The organism is Rhizobium anhuiense, from assembly GCF_003985145.1.
Taxonomy (GTDB): domain Bacteria; phylum Pseudomonadota; class Alphaproteobacteria; order Rhizobiales; family Rhizobiaceae; genus Rhizobium; species Rhizobium anhuiense.
On sequence record NZ_ML133522.1, the window covers coordinates 554,184 to 572,142 of the forward strand.

The following is a 17,959-nucleotide window of genomic DNA, read 5'->3' on the forward strand; positions in this document are numbered from 1 at the left end:
CTCTCTCCTCAGACGACCTCGACCGATAGGGTGGCGATACCGTCGATGCCGCAATAGATATGATCGCCCCTGGCGACTGCGCCGACGCCGGCGGGCGTGCCGGTCATGATGATATCGCCGGGCGCCAAGGTGAAAAGCTTCGACAATTCGGCGATGATCTCCGGCACCTTCCAGATCATCTGGTTGAGATCACCGTCCTGAACGCGTTTGCCGTTCTGTTCCAGCCAGATCTTTGCCTGCGTGGGGTGGCCGAGGCGACTGGCCGGAACGATCGACGAAACGGGGGCGGAATGTTCGAAAGCCTTGCCGACTTCCCAGGGACGGCCGAGCTTCTTTGCCTCGCCCTGCAGATCGCGGCGGGTGAAATCGATGCCGACGGCATAGCCGTAGATGCAGTCGAGCGCATCCGCGGCCTGAATGTTCGCGCCGCCGGATTTCAGCGCCAGCACACATTCGACCTCGTAATGCACGTCTGATGACAGCGACGGATAGGGAAAGGCGTGGCCCGCCGGCAGCAGGTTGTCGGCATTCTTCTGGAAGAAGAAGGGTGGCTCGCGGCTGGGATCATGGCCCATCTCGATCGCATGGTCGGCATAGTTGCGCCCGACGCAATAGACGCGGCGCACCGGAAAACGCTCGGCGCTGCCGTCCACCGGCAGTAGTACCGGTGCGGGACGCGGAATGACGGTGGCGGGATGGGGCATGGGCGGGCTCTTCCTGTTTTCGACTCTTGCGCCATCTTAGACGGAAAACGTCGCGCCGGGAAAGCATCCCTGGCGCCCGGATCGGGTGCATTGACGCCGTCACGGTCGCGGGTTAACCTTGGCCATGAGCAGGATTTTTGCAGTTTCGACCAAGTCTACGACCACCGCGCCGCGGTGGGTGGTGGACGCGTGAACTGAATTCCGTTCATCGCTGCTGAGACCAACCCGCCGGAAACGAGCGGGTTTTTTGTTCCCGCCCGTGTCCCGCATTCGAGGACGAGATCGTGGACGATATCCAGAAACATATTCTCGCGGAGCGGGCGCTGGCCGCTGCCCGCCGCTGTGTCGCCAGCCGCTTTGCCGGGGCTGCTTTCACCTATGTGGCGGGTTCCATCATGCGCGGCGAAGGGACTGCGTTTTCCGATATCGATCTGGTCGTCGTCTTCCCGTCGCTGGAAAGAGCCTGGCGGGAATCGTTCACTGAGGACGGCTTCCCGGTCGAGGCCTTCGTCCACGATGCGCAGACGCTAGCGCATTATCTTCATCGGGATGCTGACAGCGGCTATCCGATCATGGTCAACATGGTGATGACAGGCTGCATTTTGGGACCGGATATCGACAGCGCCCGCCTCATCCAGGCAAAGGCGGCGGATATTCTGGCGGCAGGGCCCAAGCCTCTTGCCGGGGCAGACTATGACATGCTGCGCTATCAGGTCACCGATCTGGCCGATGACCTGCGCGGCGCCCGCCCGCCCGAAGAGGTCGCCGCTATCGCCGCACTGCTCTACCAGAAGCTCGCCGATCTGATCCTGCTCGGGCGCGGCGCATGGAGCGGCCGCGGCAAGTGGGCGCCGCGTGTCCTGAAGACGCTCGATGCGCAACTGGCGGCCGAATTCGACGCGGCGTTCAGGCTGGCGGGGCAGGGCGACGGCGCCCGGTTGCTGGCCCTTGCCGACCGCGAGCTCGCCCCGCATGGCGGCCGCTATTTCGACGGGTACCGGCAGAACGCGCCGCTGGAAGCGCGCCGCCTGGAATAATTTGGTATCGGTCACGTTGCCGCATTTTGAAAATTGGATGAAAGATGTTTGAGAATGAGTTCAAAGGTGTCTTGCAGTCTGCCGTGAGGCGCACCGCCAGATTGCTTCTCAGACCTCCGGTGGAAGGGGATGCCGATTTCCTGATCCGGCTTTTTTCGCGGCCGGAACTGGTCGCACACCGACCGGTGCCCCGGCCTGATACGCCGGAGGAAAGTGCTGCGCGGCTCGCGCGCGATATCGGGCATTGGAAAGATCACGGGTTCGGGCGTTGGGCTGTTGAGTCAGACGGCGCGCTGATAGGGTTCGGCGGCGTCACTGTTTCCACGGAATTCGATGGCCTCAACCTTTCATATCATCTGCAACCTGAAAGCTGGGGCCATGGCTATGCCACGGAATTGGTCAGGGAATCCCTGACATTTGCATTCGACGATCTGCAGGCCGATCGCGTGATCGGATTGGTTCGCACCGCCAACACCACGTCAAGACGCATTCTCGAAAAATGTGGCTTCGCCTTCGAGTGCGAGGTGATGTTGCACGGCGCGCCGACCAACATGTACGCCTTCGGCAGTTTCCGGACTTAAGCGGCAAGCGCCGATCGCATCCGCACAAGCGTTCACGCTCGCGAGGTCATCCAGACACCCACCATTGTCACCGCCAATCCGACGAACATCGTTGCCGTCAGCGGCTCGGAAAACAGGGCCCAGGCCCATAACATGGTGACGGGTGGGCTGAGGTAGATTGCGGCGCTGACCTGCGCCACCGGGAAAAGTCGAAGACTGGTGTAATAGACCGAATAGGCGGTAAAGGTTGCGATCAGCACGAGCCATGTCATGCCGATGGCGAAATCGATGGTCATCGGCGGGATCATATTGCCCTGCATGAAGGCGCAGAACGAAAACAAGGCCGAGCCGGTCAGGGTCTGGATGCAAAGGCTCTGATGGACAGGCATGTGCTCGTCGCGCCGCCGTCTGTAGAGAACCGAGGCGAGGGCGAAAATCAGCATCGAGCCGGCCGTCAGCCCATAGGCCCAGAGCGGGGCCTGGCCGAAGCTCAGGCTTTCGAGCGAAACGAGCAGAACGCCCACCACGGCGATCGTCGTCCCCAGCCATTGCCGCAATGTCAGCCGTTCGCCCAGGAGCGGTTGCGACAGGCACGCAATCGCCAGCGGCAAGAGGTCGGAAATCAGTGCGACCAGTCCCGTCGGCACGCGCTGCTCGATGGCGAGAGCGAATCCACCGAGATAGAGGAAGACCGACATCACGCCGAACAGCATTTGCCCCAGCACACTGCGCAGATGCATCCTTGGCCCGATGGTCAGCGCGAAGGGCAGCAGTATCAGTCCCGACAGAAGGGTGCGCCAGAACAAGACCAGAATGACGCTTGCCCCCTCGCTGGCGTAGCGGATGCCGACGAAACCGGAACTCCAACTGATCACCAGAAGTGCCGCGAGCACGGGCCAGAGGAGAGGGTGTCGTCGCGGCTCGGGCCGGACGATTGATTGATCTGTCATGGCATACTCATTTCGATAACGTTCTGCTCTGACATAGGTCAGGCCAGGTGTCATCGCACATGACAAATTTCGATCGTGACATGACAAGACGCTCGCTTTATCGATGGCGACTTGTCAGGCCGACCAGCTCCATGCATAGATTTTGCGACACAGTGAGCAGAGGGCGCCGCCGTGACCGAACTCAACAGCCGACGATTGGAAATAGACGCGTTGCGGGTCCTGTGGTCCGTTCGCCGTCATGGTGGAGTCACCCGCGCCGCCGAGGCGCTCGGTCTGTCGCAATCGGCCGTCAGCCATAAGATCAAGCGGCTCGAGGTCAGCCTCGATTGCGATTTGCTCAGCCGCAAATCAGGCTCGGCCATGTTCACCGCCGCCGGAGAGGACTTGCTGGATTATGCCGAACGTATCCTTGGCCTTCATGACGAAGCGCTTCTCAGCCTGACGAAAACGCCGCTCGCCGGGCGCATCGCGCTGGGGCTGACCGAGGACACGACCTGCACGGACCTTGCCCGCATATTGGGCCGGTTTCGTCGTCTCCATCCTGATGTCGCGGTGCGCACCAAGGTCAGAATGAGTCTGGTTCTCAGGGGGATGCTGGAGCGGGGCGAGCTCGATGCTGCGATCGTGCAGATCTTTGCCCACGAGGTTCGCCCGACCGATATCGTCCTTTTCCGGGAGCAGCTCTACTGGGTGAAGCATGCGCACTTGCCTCTGCCGCCGAGTGGTCCCATTCCATTCCTGTCTTTTGACGACGAATGCTTCTATCGCCAATGGGCGCTTGATATCGGGCAGGACGGCGACACGCTGCTCGAGACGGTGTTCGAATGCGCCAGCGCCGCCGGAATCGTCTCGGCGGTCACATCCGCCCTGGGTGTGGCGCTTCTGAACGGGCGCCACCTGCGCCCCGAGATGAATATCATCACCAACCGCCTGCCCACACCTCCCGCCCTGGCCTATGTGGTGCGCCGCGCCCGAAAGGCGCGAAATCCGGCGCTCGATACGCTGGTCGCCGAAATCGAGAATGAAGTCAGCCGTTACGGCGGCCTGACTTTGGCGAGCTGACGGGTCGGGACATGCCCAGCGCATCGACCCGAAAATCGGAATCGATTTTCGGAAAGCACGATGCGAGGATTGAAAGTGCTAGAGCGTCCTTTCTGCGTCCGAAAGGGCACGCGGCGCGCTAGCCGAGAGCGCTTTGCGCGGCGCATATCCTGTCGATCAGGGCATCAAGTTCACCTTTTGGCGGACGGCTTTTGGCCAGGCGCTGTTTGAGGTGCATGATCGGCTCAGCCAGGATTTCATCCAGGCTCTCGGCACAGGTGAAGTCACCCGCCACGCGCTTGACCTTCGAATTGTCGAAGATGGCCGTCCAGGCCTTGTCGCCGACCAGCGGGCCTCTCCAATCCGGATTGTACCTGATCAGGGTGTCGGTCGGTACGTGGACGATCTTGGCTTCTACGCCCAGCAATCTTGCAATCGTCTTCTGGATATCGTCCCAGATGTGGGCGCGATCGGAGGTGATGTGGAAAATCTCGCCGAGCGCTGCTTTCTTGCCGAAAAGCCCGACGAAAGGCACTGCGAAATCGACGGAGCGGGTCAGTGTCCAGGGCGTGTGGCCATCGCCCGCCACGATGGTGGGTTCGCCGTCCAGCATGCGTCTCGCCATGACGTCGCTATCGCCCATCATGATCGGCAGGCCGGTGCGAACGGTGTGGCTGGGGCGGATGATCGTCCAGGCCAGATTGCTGGACTTCTTGAGCAATTCCTCGCAGGCGATCTTGGCCTGGCTGTAGGGCCAGTAGGGATTGATCGCCGGCGTCTCCTCGGTGATCACGTAGTGACGCGGCGGCTTTTCATAGACCGAGGCCGAAGAGATGAAAATATACTGACCGCAATTGCCCGCAAACAGCTCGATGTCGCGCGCCACCTGATCGGGCGTGAAGGCGATGAATTGGCAGACGACATCATAATTGGCCCTGGCGAGATCCGCATAGGCGGTCGACCCAAGTTCACCGACGATCGAGGTCACCCCCGCAGGCAATGGGTCGCTTCTCAAGCCGCGATTAAAGACGCTGACATGATGGCCCTCAGCAACGGCGCGGTCGACGCAGGGATAGGAAATCTGGCCGGTGCCGCCAATGAAAAGAACTTTCAAAGCCATGAGTGACCTCGGGGTCTATGGGCGGGATCTGGTGATCACCCTTCATAGCGCGAAAGAACGTAATCGTCTCCCGCAAATCTCGTGCACCGAAGATTGCGCCGCGAGCGGGGTCGCGTTGAGCCGAAAGCCGTCACTGATCGCCTGCCGTACAAGTGGCCATCATTCCCCACCATCGCCCACCAGCGCATCCCGCACGATCGCGTAGTAGGCGGCAAGCTCGGGGATATCAGCGGCCAGCCTGTCGAAGGCGGGGTCGGCTGGCGCAAGTGTGCCGGCATATTTCGTCTCGATGAAAGCCTGGTGGGCGGCAAGCGCTTCAGCATCGGCTTTGTGCACGACGGTATAGACCGGTGAGGGCACGGTGCGGCCCTTGACGATGATGCGGTCGAGTTCGACGACGGTGTAGGTATCGGCGACCAGCCTGGCGGTTTCCTCGCCGAGCAACAGGGCGACGCCATAATTCTTCGAGGCGCCTTCGAGGCGGGAGGCGAGGTTGACGCTGTCGCCGAGGCAGGAGTAGTCGAAGCGGCGGGTCGAGCCCATATTGCCGACGATGCATTCACCGGTGTTGATGCCGACGCCCATCTTCAGCACATGCGGCTTGTCGCCGCGTATCGCCGCCTCCCGCTCCAGCTGGCTGTTCAGCCTCGATATCGCCGCCTGCATGGCAAGCGAGGCGCGCACCGCATGGAGCGCGTGGTCGGGATCGTCGAGTGGCGCGTTCCAGAAGGCCATGATGCAATCGCCCATATATTTGTCGATCGTGCCGCCGTGATCCATCACCACGTCGGAGAGCGGCGTCAGCAGCCGGTTGATCAGGCCGGTCAGTTGCTCCGGATCGTCCTTCAGCGTCTCGGCGATGGTGGTGAACCCCCGCACATCGGAAAACAGCACCGAGAGCGTGCGCCGCTCGCCGCCGAGCTTCAGCTGCGAGGGATCGTTCGACAGGCGGCGGACCAGATCGGGCGAGATATATTGGGCGAAGGCGCGAATGATCTGCCGCTTGTTGCGGCGCTCCTCGGCATAATCGAAGGCCGCCTGGCCGAAGGCGACCGAGACATAGGCGACGACTGGGCCGAGCGGCGAGACGAAGACATGGGCAAAGCGCATGCCGGCAAAACTCGCTGCCGCGAAGGCGATGAGTGCGGCGGCGCTGGCGACGATCGTCAGCAATCCCGTCGAACGCCAGACGGTGGCGGCGGCCAGCAGCACCGAGATCAGTATGCAGGCGGCGACCAGCGGCAGACGAGCCTCCGCGATCGACAGGCCACGGCGGATATTGTCGTAGATCGTCGCCTGGATCTCGACGCCGGAGACGAGCTTGCCGGTATGAACGGTATAGGGCGAGGCAAAGGCATCGACGCCGCCCTTTTCGATCTCGGGCGCATTCTGCAGGCTGAGGCCGACGAGCACGACGCGGTCCTTGAAATAACCCGGCGGCAGCAGATTCTCGGGGTCGAGCGCCTGGTAGTAGGAGACCGTCGGATAGGAGCGGGCCGGGCCAAAGGACTGGATGAGCCGGCCGGAGGGCAAGGCTATGTTTGCTGCTCCCGCCGCCTTCATCAGCATGGCTGCAAAACCGTCCTCATAGCCTGGAATGCGCCGGAACGTGCCGTCACCGCTGAGATCGATGGAGGCGATGCCGGTCACCGCACCTGCTTCGGTCAGCTGCGGCAGCGGCGTGGCGCGGATCAGCTGCGAGGCCTGCGGCGTTTCGATCAGCGTTTCATCGCCGGCGAGCACGACATCGGGACCGACGGCCCCGGTGATTGCCGCATCATTGTCGGGGTTCGACGGTTCGGCCATGATGATGTCGAGGCCGATGACACGGGCGCCGGCCGCGCGCAGCTGCCTGATGAGTTCGGCATGCAGGCTGCGCGGCCAGGGCCACTGCGCATTGATATCGGCAAGCGATGGCTCGTCGATGGCGACGATCACGGGTCCGCCTTGCGGCGGGCGCGGATCGTCGACGGTCGAGAGATAGTCGAAGCTTCTGAGCTCGAGCAGCGACCAGGCGGGCAGGCGCGACAAGAGCGAGATGGCGACCAGCGTTGCAAGCGCCAGCACCAGCAGCCTGAGATGACGGCTTTCGGTTTGCCGGCTGGCGGGTCCGACCTGCCGAGGCTTGTCCTGCGCCTGCATCAGAAGCGGACTTTGAGCGTGCCCTTGAAGGCGCGGCCCCAGCCGGGTACGCCGGGCGTCAGCTCGAAATCCTCGTCGAGCAGGTTGTAGGCGGCCGCCTCCAGCGCGATGCGCTTGTCCAGGGGTTCCCAGATCAGATGGGCGTCGAGGCTCCAATAGTCGTCGAGCTTGGTGCCGAGATCGTCGCCGTCGCGTTCGCCGATATAGTTGGCCGCCACCGTCGCCTTGACCTTGGCCTCATTGACCCAGGTCAGGGCGATCTGGCCGGAATTTTTCGGAATGAATGGAAGCGAGCCGCCGTAATTCGGCTCCAGCGGGTCCTTGTTCTCCGACTCCATGTAGGCATAGGTGGCGGACAGGCCGAAGCCATAGCCGAGGGCGACGTTGGCGGTGACGGCGGCGCGGTCGATGCTGCCGCGCGACAGCGGCAGGCTGTCGGCTGCCGGAAGCGAGATCAACGGAAAATCGATCGAGAAATCATGCAGTTCCTGGTGCTGGTATTCGACCGAGGTGAAGAAGCGGTCGGTCCACTCTGCATCCCATTGCAGCGCCACCGTATCGCTATAACCTTCGATGCCGACCGAAAACTGGTTCGGCTGCAGGCCGAGGATGCCGACCGGGGCAAGGGTCGGAACGCCGGTGTCGACGCTCTGGCGCATGAAGGCGGCGCGCAGCCAATGGTTCTGGACGGGCGCCCAGGCAAGGCCGAAGCGCGGCTCCAGCCGGCTGACATCGACGCCGTCACCCGACATGCGGGTGCCGAACAGCGCATATTCGCCCTTCAGATCAGGCGTGATCTCGTGCAGCACGTCGACATAGGCGCGGGCAATGTCGACGCGGTTGTCGGCCTCCGTGGGGCCGAGCGTCGTGCCGTCGAGGAAGCCCGGAACGATATCCTCGATGTGGAGGAAGCTGCTGTTGTGGGCATCGATCCAGCCGCCCTCGATGCCATAGCGGAAGGTCATGGGTCCCGCGCCGATATCGTGGTTGAGGGCGGCGACATAGGTCTTCGAGCTCTGGTCCTGGCTGATCTGTCCGAAAGGATGGATATCGGTGCCGGGACCGCCAAGGAACGGCACCGTCTCCCAATCGAACGCTAGTTCGTCGGTGGTCTTCGTTCGCGTGCCGGAATAGAGCAGCGCTGCATTCAGCACGTTTTCATAGCCAAATGTGTGGCTCCAGCCGATGCCGGCATTGGTCGTCGTGATGATGTCGCGCCGGGTCTGATAAAGCGGCAATTCGTCGGGTGCCAGAGGGAAGCCGAGCAGGGGAATGAACAGGCCGTCGTTCAGAATGGTCGACAGCTGGGAATTGCTGCTCAATGTGTCGAGGTCGAAATCGCGTTTGGCGCCATTGAAGTAGGCGACGACGCGGTCATCCGGGGTGATCGTCGCTGTGAGATAACCGTTGCCGCTGAGGATCTTGTTGTCGGTGGAGAAGCCGCCGAAATCCGTATAGTCACTGTCGCGGGCGATCTCCTCCCAGTTCAGGTTGCCGTAGAAGCTGAGCGGGATGGTTTCGTTGGAGAAGCCCTGGATTTCGGCCTCGCCGATGCGCCTGGTATGGCCGTCGACGCTGTTGATGCCGCCGCCGAGCGAACCTTCGATGAAGGGAGTGCGCAGAAGCGTGGCCGAGCGCGAACGGCCCGACAGCATATGCGGATCGAGCAGCAGGCCCTGGAAGAGCGAGGAGAAGCTCGACGTGTTGAGGCGGTACTGGCTGATATTGTCGTCGCCGAAATCCGTCGCATTGCTGAAGGGAAAGATGCTGCCCTTGATCGACTGGTCGGTATAGCCGCTGCCTTCGAAGGGACTGAAGACCGCATCGCCATAATAGCGGCCCCAAGCGTCCAGGCCCTGGAGGCGGAAGGCGTTGTTCAGGGTCGAGCCGGCGTCCTGGTTGGCGCCGAGCGCGCTGTAATCGCCGCCGCGCGCCCTTGAGCGGCGGAGAAACTCCTGGGCGTTGCGGATCGCGCCGTCGGCGTCGTAATCGTCGATATCGACCGCAGTGCGGAAGGAAGAGATGACGGGATCGTTCTTGTCGAGCCTGTCGGCATTGTCGACCGCTTGCTCGGAGGGGAGACGGTCGCCCTTTTCGTAGTGGGCGGCGGCAAGCATCAGCTGCGACTGCGAATGCGCCGGATTGGCGGTGCTGGCCGCCAGCAAGTCCGCCAGCGCCTTGTCGCGCTCGCCGGTCTGCAGGTAGTAGCGGCCGCGGGCGAGGAGAGCGATGTCGTAGGACGGATCGACGGCGAGCGCTGTGTCGATCTCGCGCTTGGCATCCTTCATCCTGGATTGGTCCAGGTACAGAATGGCAAGATTGCCGTGGGGAACCGGGTCCTGCGGATCGAGCGCGATCGCCTTCAGGAAGGCCGCCTCGGCCTCGCCATTGGCATCGCGGGCATTCTGCAGCAGGCCCATCGAGTTCAACGATCCCGATGCCCCGGGCGCAAGCTCGATGGCGCGGTTCAGGTCGGCCAGGGCGCCGTCGATATCGCTTTCATAGCTCGCCTTGTAGGAGGCGCGCGCGGCAAGGGCGATCGGATGGTTGGGATCGAGCGAGAGGGCGCGGTTCACGGCCTCCTGCATCTGGGCGCGGTCATCGATCAGCTGCGCCAGTTGGGCGCGGATTGCGGGTAGGGTGGGATCGTCGGGAAAACGCTTCTCTGCTTGGCTGATCACATCGAGAGCGGCGCGCGGGTTTTCCAGAAAGCCGGCGGTGTAGGCCTTCATGATCGCGCCATAGGGACCGACGGCAGCCGACGGCGGTTTTTCGACATGGGCGGGATCGGCAAGCGAGCGGGCGAAGTAAGCGCCATACTGCGCCATGTTCCGGCGGTTGGCGTCGAGATGCGGCAGTGCCGTCGCAAACAGCCTTGCGGCTTCGTCGTAACGTTTTTCGGAGCCGGCGATCGTGGCATCGATCAGGTCGACGCGCGCCTTCTGGGCGGTCGTCAGCTTGCGGCCCCGAACCTGCTGAAGCGTCTCTGCGGCGACCTGCCGGCCGTCGAAGGCGCTCTGCACTTCGGCAAGCTCCAGCCAGTCCTCGGTTGTGCGACGCTCCGGCGGCAATGCCAGCAGCCGGCGGCGCTCGTCGGCCATGCGGCCTGCCGGCAGCGGCGAGGTCGGCATCAGGCCGAAGCCGTCTCGCAGGTTCAGGTAAAACAGCATCTGCTCGCGATCGTCGGGCGTGACGATAACGAGCTTACGCGGCGCTTGACCGATGGTGGCGACGGCGCCTTCACCTTCGCTCACTTCGACGCTGCCCTGTGGGTTGCTGAGCGCGACGCGGCCTTCGAGCACGATCATCGAGGTCTTGTCGCCCTCGACCGTCATGGTCCAATCGGTGCCGCGGATGGCGGCTGCGGCCGCCGGCGTTTCCACCGTCAGGCCTTGGCCGCCGCGCTCGGCGCGCGCCCAGATCGTTCCTGATTGCAGCTCCAGCGTCGTGTCGCCGCTTGCGGCCATCTTCTTGACCTGTAGCGAGGAATTGCGGCCGAGGCGAACCTGGGTGTGATCGGAAAAGACGATGGCGAGCTGGCCGTTGGCATTGGTGCGCAGCACGTCGCCAGTCAGCAGATCCTGATGGATGTCGACGACGCGCCAGTTCGACACGTCGATGAAGCGGACCTCCTCGCCGGTCTTGCGGGCGATGACGGATCCGGCGACCGGTGTTGCACGTTGCACCGGGTCGGCCGCCGCCGGGGAAAAGCCCGGCACGACAAGCGCAAGCGCCACCCCGGCGCGACAGATGTTTTTCCAGCGACCCAGCATGACCCCAACCCCAAACCCCACTTCCCCTTTGTCCATGTAGAAAAGAAAAGTCAAGCGCGTTGCACACGTGTTCTTGAATTCGCTGTGAAGTGTAATATCAGGGAAACACTTTTTGGGTGGAGTATTCAGGTGAGCGAATTCGAGAGTGCAACTGAACTTATGCCAAGCGAACCGTCGACAGGTGACATTGGCGCCGGTTATTTCGACCACATCAAGAAAATCAATGATATATTCTATGATCAGATCAAGATCTCCGATCAGAAGGCTGCCTATATCTTTACTTTCATGCTGGCCTTCCTGGTGAGCTCTAGCGAGGTGAGGGCAGTCTTCAGCCCGGCCCGCTACGCGAACGGGGCGCCAGGGAGCATGTTGTTCTCGGGCCTGCTTGCTGCCGCTTCGGTCTTTTCCATCCTGTCGGCGATCCTCGTCGTGCTGCCGCGCCGTTTGGACAGCTCGACCTCGCTGTTCTGGGGCGCATGGCACAACCACCGCGATCTGTTCTTCGAGGCGGCACTGCGGCGAGACGAACGCTATCTTTTCGACCAATATCTCGAAAACGCCAACATCCTCTCGGCCATCGCCCGCAGCAAATACCGCTGCGTTACCTTCGCGTTCCGCGGGCTGATGGTGAGTGTGATCGCCTATGTGCTGCTGTTGGTGGCGGTGTGAGCGCATCAAGTCTGATGCGGACGCTTTGGCCGGGCATGCCGCAACATGCCCGGCTGCTTTCAGCCATCAACTTCGAGGACGAGCTCCAGTTCTATCGGCAGGCCGAGGGGCAGGCTGGCGACACCGAGCACGACGCGGCCTGAGAGCTTTTCCTCGCCGAAGACAGCAAGCAGCATTTCGGATGCTCCGTCGGCCACCTTCGGATGGTCGCGGAAATCACCTTCGGTCGCGATGTAGACGCCGAGCTTGACGACTCTGGCGACCCTTTCCAGCGAGCCCAGATAGTCTCTGGCGGCCGCAAGCGCGCTCAGCGTTGCCGTTTCGGCCGCCTTCCTGCCGTCTTCGACCGTCAGGGCACCGCCGACGCGGCCGATATAGCGGGGCTCATGACCGACGACGGGCAGCATCCCGCTGAAGAAGACCAGATTGCCGGTCCTTGTCGCTTCGACATAGGCGCCGAAGGGCGTCGGCGGCGGGGGAAGGGTGATGCCGAGTTCCTGCAGCCGTCGTTCCGCGCCGGCTGCCTGTGCTTTCGCATGGTTTACCATTTGCCCAGATGTGCGCCGCCGTCGACGTGCAGCACCTCCCCGGTTACGCGCGGCGCTTCGGTCAGGAAGATGACAGCGTCGACGATCTCCTCGACGTTGGATATGCCTGTTATCGGCGACAGCGTCTTCAGGAAATCCTTCGGATTGTCCTTGTGCAGCGGCGTGTCCACCACGCCGGGAGCCACAATGTTGAAGCGAATTTTCTCGTTTGCATATTCCATCGCCAGGTTCTTGGAGATGGCGTTGATGCCGCCCTTGGTCATCATCGACACCGAGGCGGAGAAGCCGGCGATCGGATGATCGGTCAATGGCGTGGTGATGCTGACGACGCTGCCGCCGGTTTTCTGCGCGAGCATCTGCCTGACGACCAGTTGGGTCAGGTGGATGAAGCCTTCGAGATTGGTCGAGGACAATTTATTGAAGTCGGCCATTGTGAAATCGACGAACGGCTTGGCTAGGAAAATGCCGGCATTGTTGACGAGGCCGTCGATCGAGCCGAACCGGTCGATTGCGGTTTTTGCTACCCGCGCTGCGGTTTCGGCATCGCCGATGTCGCCGTCAACGAGCGCCAGCTTGTCGGAGGCTTGGAACGCCTCTGAGGCGCTGACCTGGCGCGAGGTGGCAACGACATTGTAACCGCGCTCGATGAAGGCGTTGACGAGCCCGGCTCCGATACCCTGGGAGGCGCCCGTGACGATGACTGTTTTTCCCGTAGTCATGCTGATCTCCATAAACTGGTTCGGGCAACGCGGGCCTTGGCTTTGCGAAGGCGGGGTCGCTCGAGATGGGGCTGCTGCGAATGCGCCTCCATCGGGTTGTGATTGTTTTCGCAGGGTGAATATGGCGAAAACTCCATTACTCGGTTAGATGGAAATATCTGGATTCTCTTTTGCACATATGCAAAAATCCCGGCATGGCCGATCTGAACGACATCGCCGTTTTCGTGAAGGTGGCGCAGTATGGCAGCTTCAGCCGTGCGGCCCATTCACTTGGCATGCCGGTGTCGACCGTCAGCAGGAAGGTGACGTCGCTGGAGGAGCAACTCGGCGTGACGCTGCTGCAGCGGACGACCCGCAAGCTGAGCCTCACGGCGCAGGGCAGGGCCTATTTCGATCAGTGCAGTGAACCGCTTGCCCATCTCCTCGACGCCGAGGAGGTGCTGACCGAGACCCAGAAAAAGCCTGAAGGTCTGCTGAAGATCTCCGTGCCCGTCATTTTTGGACAGGAGGCCTTCTACGAATTCGTCTCGGCCTTCCTGAAGACATATCCGAAGATTCAGGTCGATCTCTTCGTCACCAACCTGTTCCTTGATCTGATCGCGGAGAACATTGATCTCGGCATCCGCTTCGGCGATCTCAAGGATTCGACCATCGTTGCGCAGCGGCTCGGGAAGAGCGTACGCTATCTGGTCGCCGCGCCGGACTACCTGAAGGGCAGGGTGCTTCCCTTAAAGCCCGAAGACCTGAAGGACCATCAGTGCGTTCTGCTGAACGGTCGCAACGGCGAAGCGGAATGGCATCTCGTCAGCGGGCGCAAATCGATCGACGTGCATGTATCGGGGCTGGTATCGAGCCGGGATTTCGATGCGGTGAGCGCCTTCACCTATCGCGGACACGGGATCGGGTTGTTGCCTTCGACCTATTGCGACGAGCAGATCAAAAGCGGCGAGCTTATCCGCCTGCTGCCGGACTGGTCGTCCGAAGAAATTTTCGTGCATGCCGTCTATCCCACGCGCCGCTTCCTGCCCTCCCGGTTGCAGGTCTTTCTCGAGGCGCTGAAAACATGGAAGAGCCCCTTGTGGCTTCCCTTGCATTGACGGCTTTCGATTCCATCACCGAAAATTGAAGCTGGGCGCACGGCCGGGCATCCTGCGTCGGCCAAGCTGTGTTAGAGTTCGCTGGCCTGGATGGTGCGGGGATTGGATTGCCAATGCTGACGACACTTGCGGTGCTTATGGGTCTTTCCGGCCTCGTCCCGGCCGCGCAGGCGGGGGGAAGCGAGGTCGACGCGACGCTGGTGCTCGCCGTCGACACCTCGCGGTCGATGGATTTCGAGGAGATCGGCATCCAGCGCGAGGGTTATGTCGAAGCGCTCAAGCACAAGGAATTCATCGACGCGGTGAAGGGCGGGCTGACCGGCCGCATCGCCATCAGCTATTTCGAATGGGCCGGTTATGTCGTCCAGGATTCGGTGATCGACTGGCAGGTGATCGAGACGGAAGAGGATGCGATCGCTTTTGCCGACAAGCTCGAAGCCCGGCCGATTGCCACGCAGCGGCGCACATCGATCTCCACCGCGATCGCCCAGGGCGCCAGCATGATCGTTTCCAGTCCCTTTCAGTCCAGACGACAGGTGATCGATGTCTCCGGCGACGGGCCGAACAATTCGGGCAATCCCGTCAGCCCCGCCCGCGACAAGGCGGTGGAAGCAGGCATGATCATCAACGGCCTGGCCATCATGCTGCGACCTTCCGATGCGCCCAACGGGCTCGACAAATATTATGCGGACTGCGTGATCGGCGGGCCCGGCGCCTTCGTGCTGCCGGTCCGCAAGATCGAGGATTTTGCCGTTGCCGTGCGCCGCAAGTTGGTGCTGGAGATCAGCGGCCTTTCCCCGCCGGCGACGGTGCAGAAAACCGCCGGCGGCGAGACGGGTGCCGACTGCCTGATCGGTGAGAAGCAATGGCGGGACATGTTCGACCGCTGATGCCAGAACCGGATGTCGTCCGAAAACCGCGCACACTTTTCGGCATCATGCTCTACCGGGTCAGGGCGCCGAAATTATATCAGTCAGTATTCGGTAAGCGGCAGAGACGCGATCCTCGTTGGGATAGTTTTTGTTGGCCAGGATGACGATGCCAATCCGCTCTTTCGGGATGAAGGCCACATAGGCGCCGAAACCATTCGTCGAGCCGGTTTTGTTGATCCATTGATCGTCGCGCGGCTCCGCTGCAGGCGTCAGTTGCTTGACGGGAATGGTCTTCAGCATCGCGCTGGAATTGTTGTCCATCAACGTCGTCAGCGTGGTGGGATAGGAATACTGCTCCCAAATAAGGTCTTGGGTCATCGCGCCGACATCGAAGTATTCCCGATGCGTATTCGTGATCGCCCGCTGGAACGTCTCGTCCAGCTTGACCAGGCCCATGTTCGCGTCGACGAACCGGATCATGTCGCTCGCTGTCGATTTGACACCATAGGCTTCCGATGAAAGAGATGCCGACGCCATCCGGGCGGGATCGCCGCTCCGCTTGTAGCCTTGGGCATAGTCCGCCATTCGCGATTTCGGCACATCGATGAACGTGCTTTTCAATCCAAGGGAGGGAAACAATTTGCCTTCCATCAAAGCGACGAAACCCTCATCCATGCTTTTCGCCGTTATATATCCAAGCATTCCAATGCTTGGATTGGCGTAAGTTCGATGGGTCCCAGCCTCGTATGAGGGGCGCCAGGTTTTAAAATAGTCGATCAGTTGTTTTTCGGTTTTGATGTCATCGGGAACCTGCAGCGGAAACCCACCAGCCGTATGCGTGGCCAAATTCATCAGCGCGACTTCGCCGAAAGGCTTTCCCTTCATCGACGGAAGATATTTGCTGACCTGATCCGACAGTGAAAGTCGGCCGATCGCTTCCGCGTAGGATGTCAGGGTCACCGTAAATGTTTTGCTGATCGATCCCAGTTCGAACATGGTGGTCGCAGTGACCGGCCTGCCGGTGTCCTTCGAGACGACACCGTAATTGAAGATGTGGTTCTCGCCGTCGACGGTGATGGCAACGGCCATGCCGGGGATGCCGTATTTGTCCATGACCGGTTTGATCGCAGCGTCCGAGATGGCTTTGAGCTTCATCTCGTCGGCCGCAAAGCCACTTGTAGAAACGCATGTCGAGACCAATGCGGCCGATAGAATTCCTAGCCAGTCACACTTCATTTTTTCATCCTCTGGAAGCAGCTTTCTCAGCGCCAAAGGGCGCATGAGCATGGCATTTAGCGGCACTGTTTTGTGGCGGCAAACGATGATATCTCGGAGGAAACACAAGAAAATCTATGGCTAAAATGGTTCGGCAATTCCTTCCTTTGAATGGCTTGAGGGCCTTTGAAGCTTCGGCGAGACATCTCAGCTTCACCCGCGCCGCGATCGAGCTTTGTGTTACCCAGGCCGCTGTCAGCCAGCAGGTCAAAAGCCTGGAGAAGCGATTGGGCGTTGCCCTTTTCCAGCGCCTTCCAAGGGGCCTGAAAATCACCGCAGAAGGTGAAGCTCTTTTGCCGACGTTGACCACTTCCTTCGATCAAATGGCAATCACGCTGGACAGGATTGAAGCCGGTCAGGTTCGGGAATTGCTGTTTTTGGGCGTCGTCGGAACCTTTGCTGTCGGCTGGTTATTGCCAAGGCTTCCGGATTTTCAACAGCGTCATCCCTTCATCGACGTGCGCATTTCGACAAACAATAATCGCGTCGACATGGCCGCTGAAGGACTGGATCTCGCCATTCGCTTTGGCAGCGGCTCCTGGCACGGCACGGAAGCCTCGCGTCTGTTCGACGCTCCGCTCTCTCCACTCTGCACCCCCAAATTGGCGGAGCGTTTAAGGTCGCCCGCAGACCTACTCGAGGCGACGCTTTTGCGCAGTTACAGGGCCGACGAGTGGAGCACCTGGTTTGCGGCAGCGGATGTTCCTCCGGCGGCGCAGGTCAACGCAGGCATCGTTTTCGACTCTTCCGTCGCCATGACGGAGGCGGCGCTGCAAGGATTGGGAATCGCTCTGGCGCCGCCGTCGATGTTTTCCAGGCACCTGTCGTCAGGGGCTCTAAACCAACCCTTTCCCACGACGATATCATTGGGGAGCTATTGGCTGACCCGACTTCAATCAAGGCCGCCAACGGCAGCCATGCTCGCATTTTCCGATTGGATAATGTCGCAGATGTCTTCCACATCTCAATGAGACCTTCTGGCGCGGAGTCGAGGGACCGGACCGCGAAGATCCATGTGCCCGCTCTCAGGGAACGGGCTTCCTAGGCGACGCAGATGCCCGGCACGGCGACCTTCTGGAAGAGGTGCGGGGAGGCAACGGCCGAGGACGGGTAGGAGGAGAGCTTTGCCCTGAACTCTGGATGCGAGAATGCCGCCCTGAAGTCGGCGGTCGATTCCCAGACGGCATAGTTGAGATAGGCAGGACTTTCGCCGATAGCCCGGTGAAGCTGGGTCGAGATGAAGCCCGGCTGGCGTTTCATGAAGGCCGCATCGGCCTGCCAGGCTTCAAGGAAGGCCTGCTCGTCGGCCTTGTCGAGCGTGAAGAGATTGATGAGGACGATCGCGGAAGCATCGAGCGCGATTTGACGATCGATCGGGAAGGCGGGGTCCATCGGACGCATGAGTGACATGGTCGGCTCCATCTGAATTGGTTACATGATGTCAATCTGGTG

At 61.3% G+C, this 17,959-nt stretch carries 16 protein-coding genes; 7 read left to right on the forward strand and 9 right to left on the reverse strand.

Annotated elements, in window-relative coordinates; translation table 11 throughout:
* Positions 1–8: 8 nt before the first annotated feature.
* A complete protein-coding gene (locus tag EEQ99_RS08785) occupies positions 9–704 on the reverse strand; it encodes a fumarylacetoacetate hydrolase family protein (protein WP_097542207.1) in 696 nt (231 codons plus the stop codon).
* Positions 705–988: 284 nt separating this feature from the next.
* On the opposite strand from EEQ99_RS08785, the gene EEQ99_RS08790 reads away from it, so the two are divergent.
* Positions 989–1,741: a nucleotidyltransferase domain-containing protein gene (locus EEQ99_RS08790; RefSeq protein WP_047610721.1), complete on the forward strand. Its 753-nt coding sequence runs from the start codon at positions 989–991 to the stop codon at positions 1,739–1,741.
* A 44-nt stretch (positions 1,742–1,785) separates the two neighbouring features.
* Complete coding sequence (locus EEQ99_RS08795) at positions 1,786–2,322, forward strand: GNAT family N-acetyltransferase (protein ID WP_097542208.1); 537 nt, start codon at positions 1,786–1,788, stop codon at positions 2,320–2,322.
* A 32-nt stretch (positions 2,323–2,354) separates the two neighbouring features.
* Here the strand turns inward: EEQ99_RS08795 and EEQ99_RS08800 are convergent, their stop codons facing one another.
* Positions 2,355–3,251 carry a DMT family transporter gene (locus tag EEQ99_RS08800; RefSeq protein ID WP_063474668.1) on the reverse strand — a complete coding sequence of 299 codons (897 nt, stop codon included), beginning with the start codon at positions 3,249–3,251 and terminating at the stop codon, positions 2,355–2,357.
* A gap of 171 nt (positions 3,252–3,422) precedes the next feature.
* Here EEQ99_RS08800 and EEQ99_RS08805 point away from each other — a divergent pair, with 171 nt between their 5' ends.
* The gene (locus EEQ99_RS08805) at positions 3,423–4,313 is read left to right on the forward strand and encodes a LysR family transcriptional regulator (protein ID WP_127430239.1); all 891 of its coding nucleotides are present in this window, start codon (positions 3,423–3,425) and stop codon (positions 4,311–4,313) included.
* Between the two features lie 118 nt (positions 4,314–4,431).
* On the opposite strand, the gene EEQ99_RS08810 is transcribed toward EEQ99_RS08805, so the two are convergent.
* The 3 genes from EEQ99_RS08810 to EEQ99_RS08820 form a co-directional block, all read right to left on the reverse strand.
* Positions 4,432–5,412, reverse strand: coding sequence for an SDR family oxidoreductase (locus tag EEQ99_RS08810; RefSeq protein ID WP_097542210.1), 981 nt, complete (start codon positions 5,410–5,412; stop codon positions 4,432–4,434).
* Positions 5,413–5,571: 159 nt separating this feature from the next.
* On the reverse strand, positions 5,572–7,554 hold the full coding sequence (locus EEQ99_RS08815; protein WP_127430240.1) for an adenylate/guanylate cyclase domain-containing protein: 1,983 nt from the start codon (positions 7,552–7,554) through the stop codon (positions 5,572–5,574).
* Positions 7,554–11,327 (reverse strand): FecR domain-containing protein, encoded by a 3,774-nt coding sequence (locus EEQ99_RS08820; RefSeq protein ID WP_127430241.1) that lies wholly within the window; start codon positions 11,325–11,327, stop codon positions 7,554–7,556. Before EEQ99_RS08820 ends, EEQ99_RS08815 begins: the two co-directional genes overlap by 1 nt.
* Positions 11,328–11,456: 129 nt before the next feature.
* On the opposite strand from EEQ99_RS08820, the gene EEQ99_RS08825 reads away from it, so the two are divergent.
* Positions 11,457–11,996, forward strand: a complete 540-nt coding sequence (locus tag EEQ99_RS08825; RefSeq protein ID WP_047610710.1) for a Pycsar system effector family protein — start codon at positions 11,457–11,459, stop codon at positions 11,994–11,996.
* Between the two features lie 59 nt (positions 11,997–12,055).
* Here EEQ99_RS08825 and EEQ99_RS08830 read toward each other — a convergent pair whose 3' ends face one another.
* On the reverse strand, positions 12,056–12,544 hold the full coding sequence (locus EEQ99_RS08830) for a RidA family protein (RefSeq protein ID WP_063474673.1): 489 nt from the start codon (positions 12,542–12,544) through the stop codon (positions 12,056–12,058).
* On the reverse strand, positions 12,538–13,263 hold the full coding sequence (locus EEQ99_RS08835) for an SDR family NAD(P)-dependent oxidoreductase (RefSeq protein WP_097542378.1): 726 nt from the start codon (positions 13,261–13,263) through the stop codon (positions 12,538–12,540). Before EEQ99_RS08835 ends, EEQ99_RS08830 begins: the two co-directional genes overlap by 7 nt.
* Positions 13,264–13,457: 194 nt before the next feature.
* Here EEQ99_RS08835 and EEQ99_RS08840 point away from each other — a divergent pair, with 194 nt between their 5' ends.
* Positions 13,458–14,360: a LysR family transcriptional regulator gene (locus tag EEQ99_RS08840; protein ID WP_047610706.1), complete on the forward strand. Its 903-nt coding sequence runs from the start codon at positions 13,458–13,460 to the stop codon at positions 14,358–14,360.
* A 113-nt stretch (positions 14,361–14,473) separates the two neighbouring features.
* Positions 14,474–15,250 carry a DUF1194 domain-containing protein gene (locus EEQ99_RS08845; RefSeq protein WP_127430242.1) on the forward strand — a complete coding sequence of 259 codons (777 nt, stop codon included), beginning with the start codon at positions 14,474–14,476 and terminating at the stop codon, positions 15,248–15,250.
* 60 nt (positions 15,251–15,310) lie between these two features.
* On the opposite strand, the gene ampC is transcribed toward EEQ99_RS08845, so the two are convergent.
* On the reverse strand, positions 15,311–16,468 hold the full coding sequence (gene ampC / locus EEQ99_RS08850) for a class C beta-lactamase (RefSeq protein WP_127430360.1): 1,158 nt from the start codon (positions 16,466–16,468) through the stop codon (positions 15,311–15,313).
* 125 nt (positions 16,469–16,593) lie between these two features.
* Between ampC and EEQ99_RS08855 the strand changes: the two genes are divergently transcribed.
* Positions 16,594–17,478 (forward strand): LysR family transcriptional regulator, encoded by an 885-nt coding sequence (locus EEQ99_RS08855; RefSeq protein WP_063474677.1) that lies wholly within the window; start codon positions 16,594–16,596, stop codon positions 17,476–17,478.
* A gap of 70 nt (positions 17,479–17,548) precedes the next feature.
* On the opposite strand, the gene EEQ99_RS08860 is transcribed toward EEQ99_RS08855, so the two are convergent.
* On the reverse strand, positions 17,549–17,917 hold the full coding sequence (locus tag EEQ99_RS08860) for an antibiotic biosynthesis monooxygenase family protein (RefSeq protein WP_174824441.1): 369 nt from the start codon (positions 17,915–17,917) through the stop codon (positions 17,549–17,551).
* Positions 17,918–17,959 lie beyond the last annotated feature (42 nt).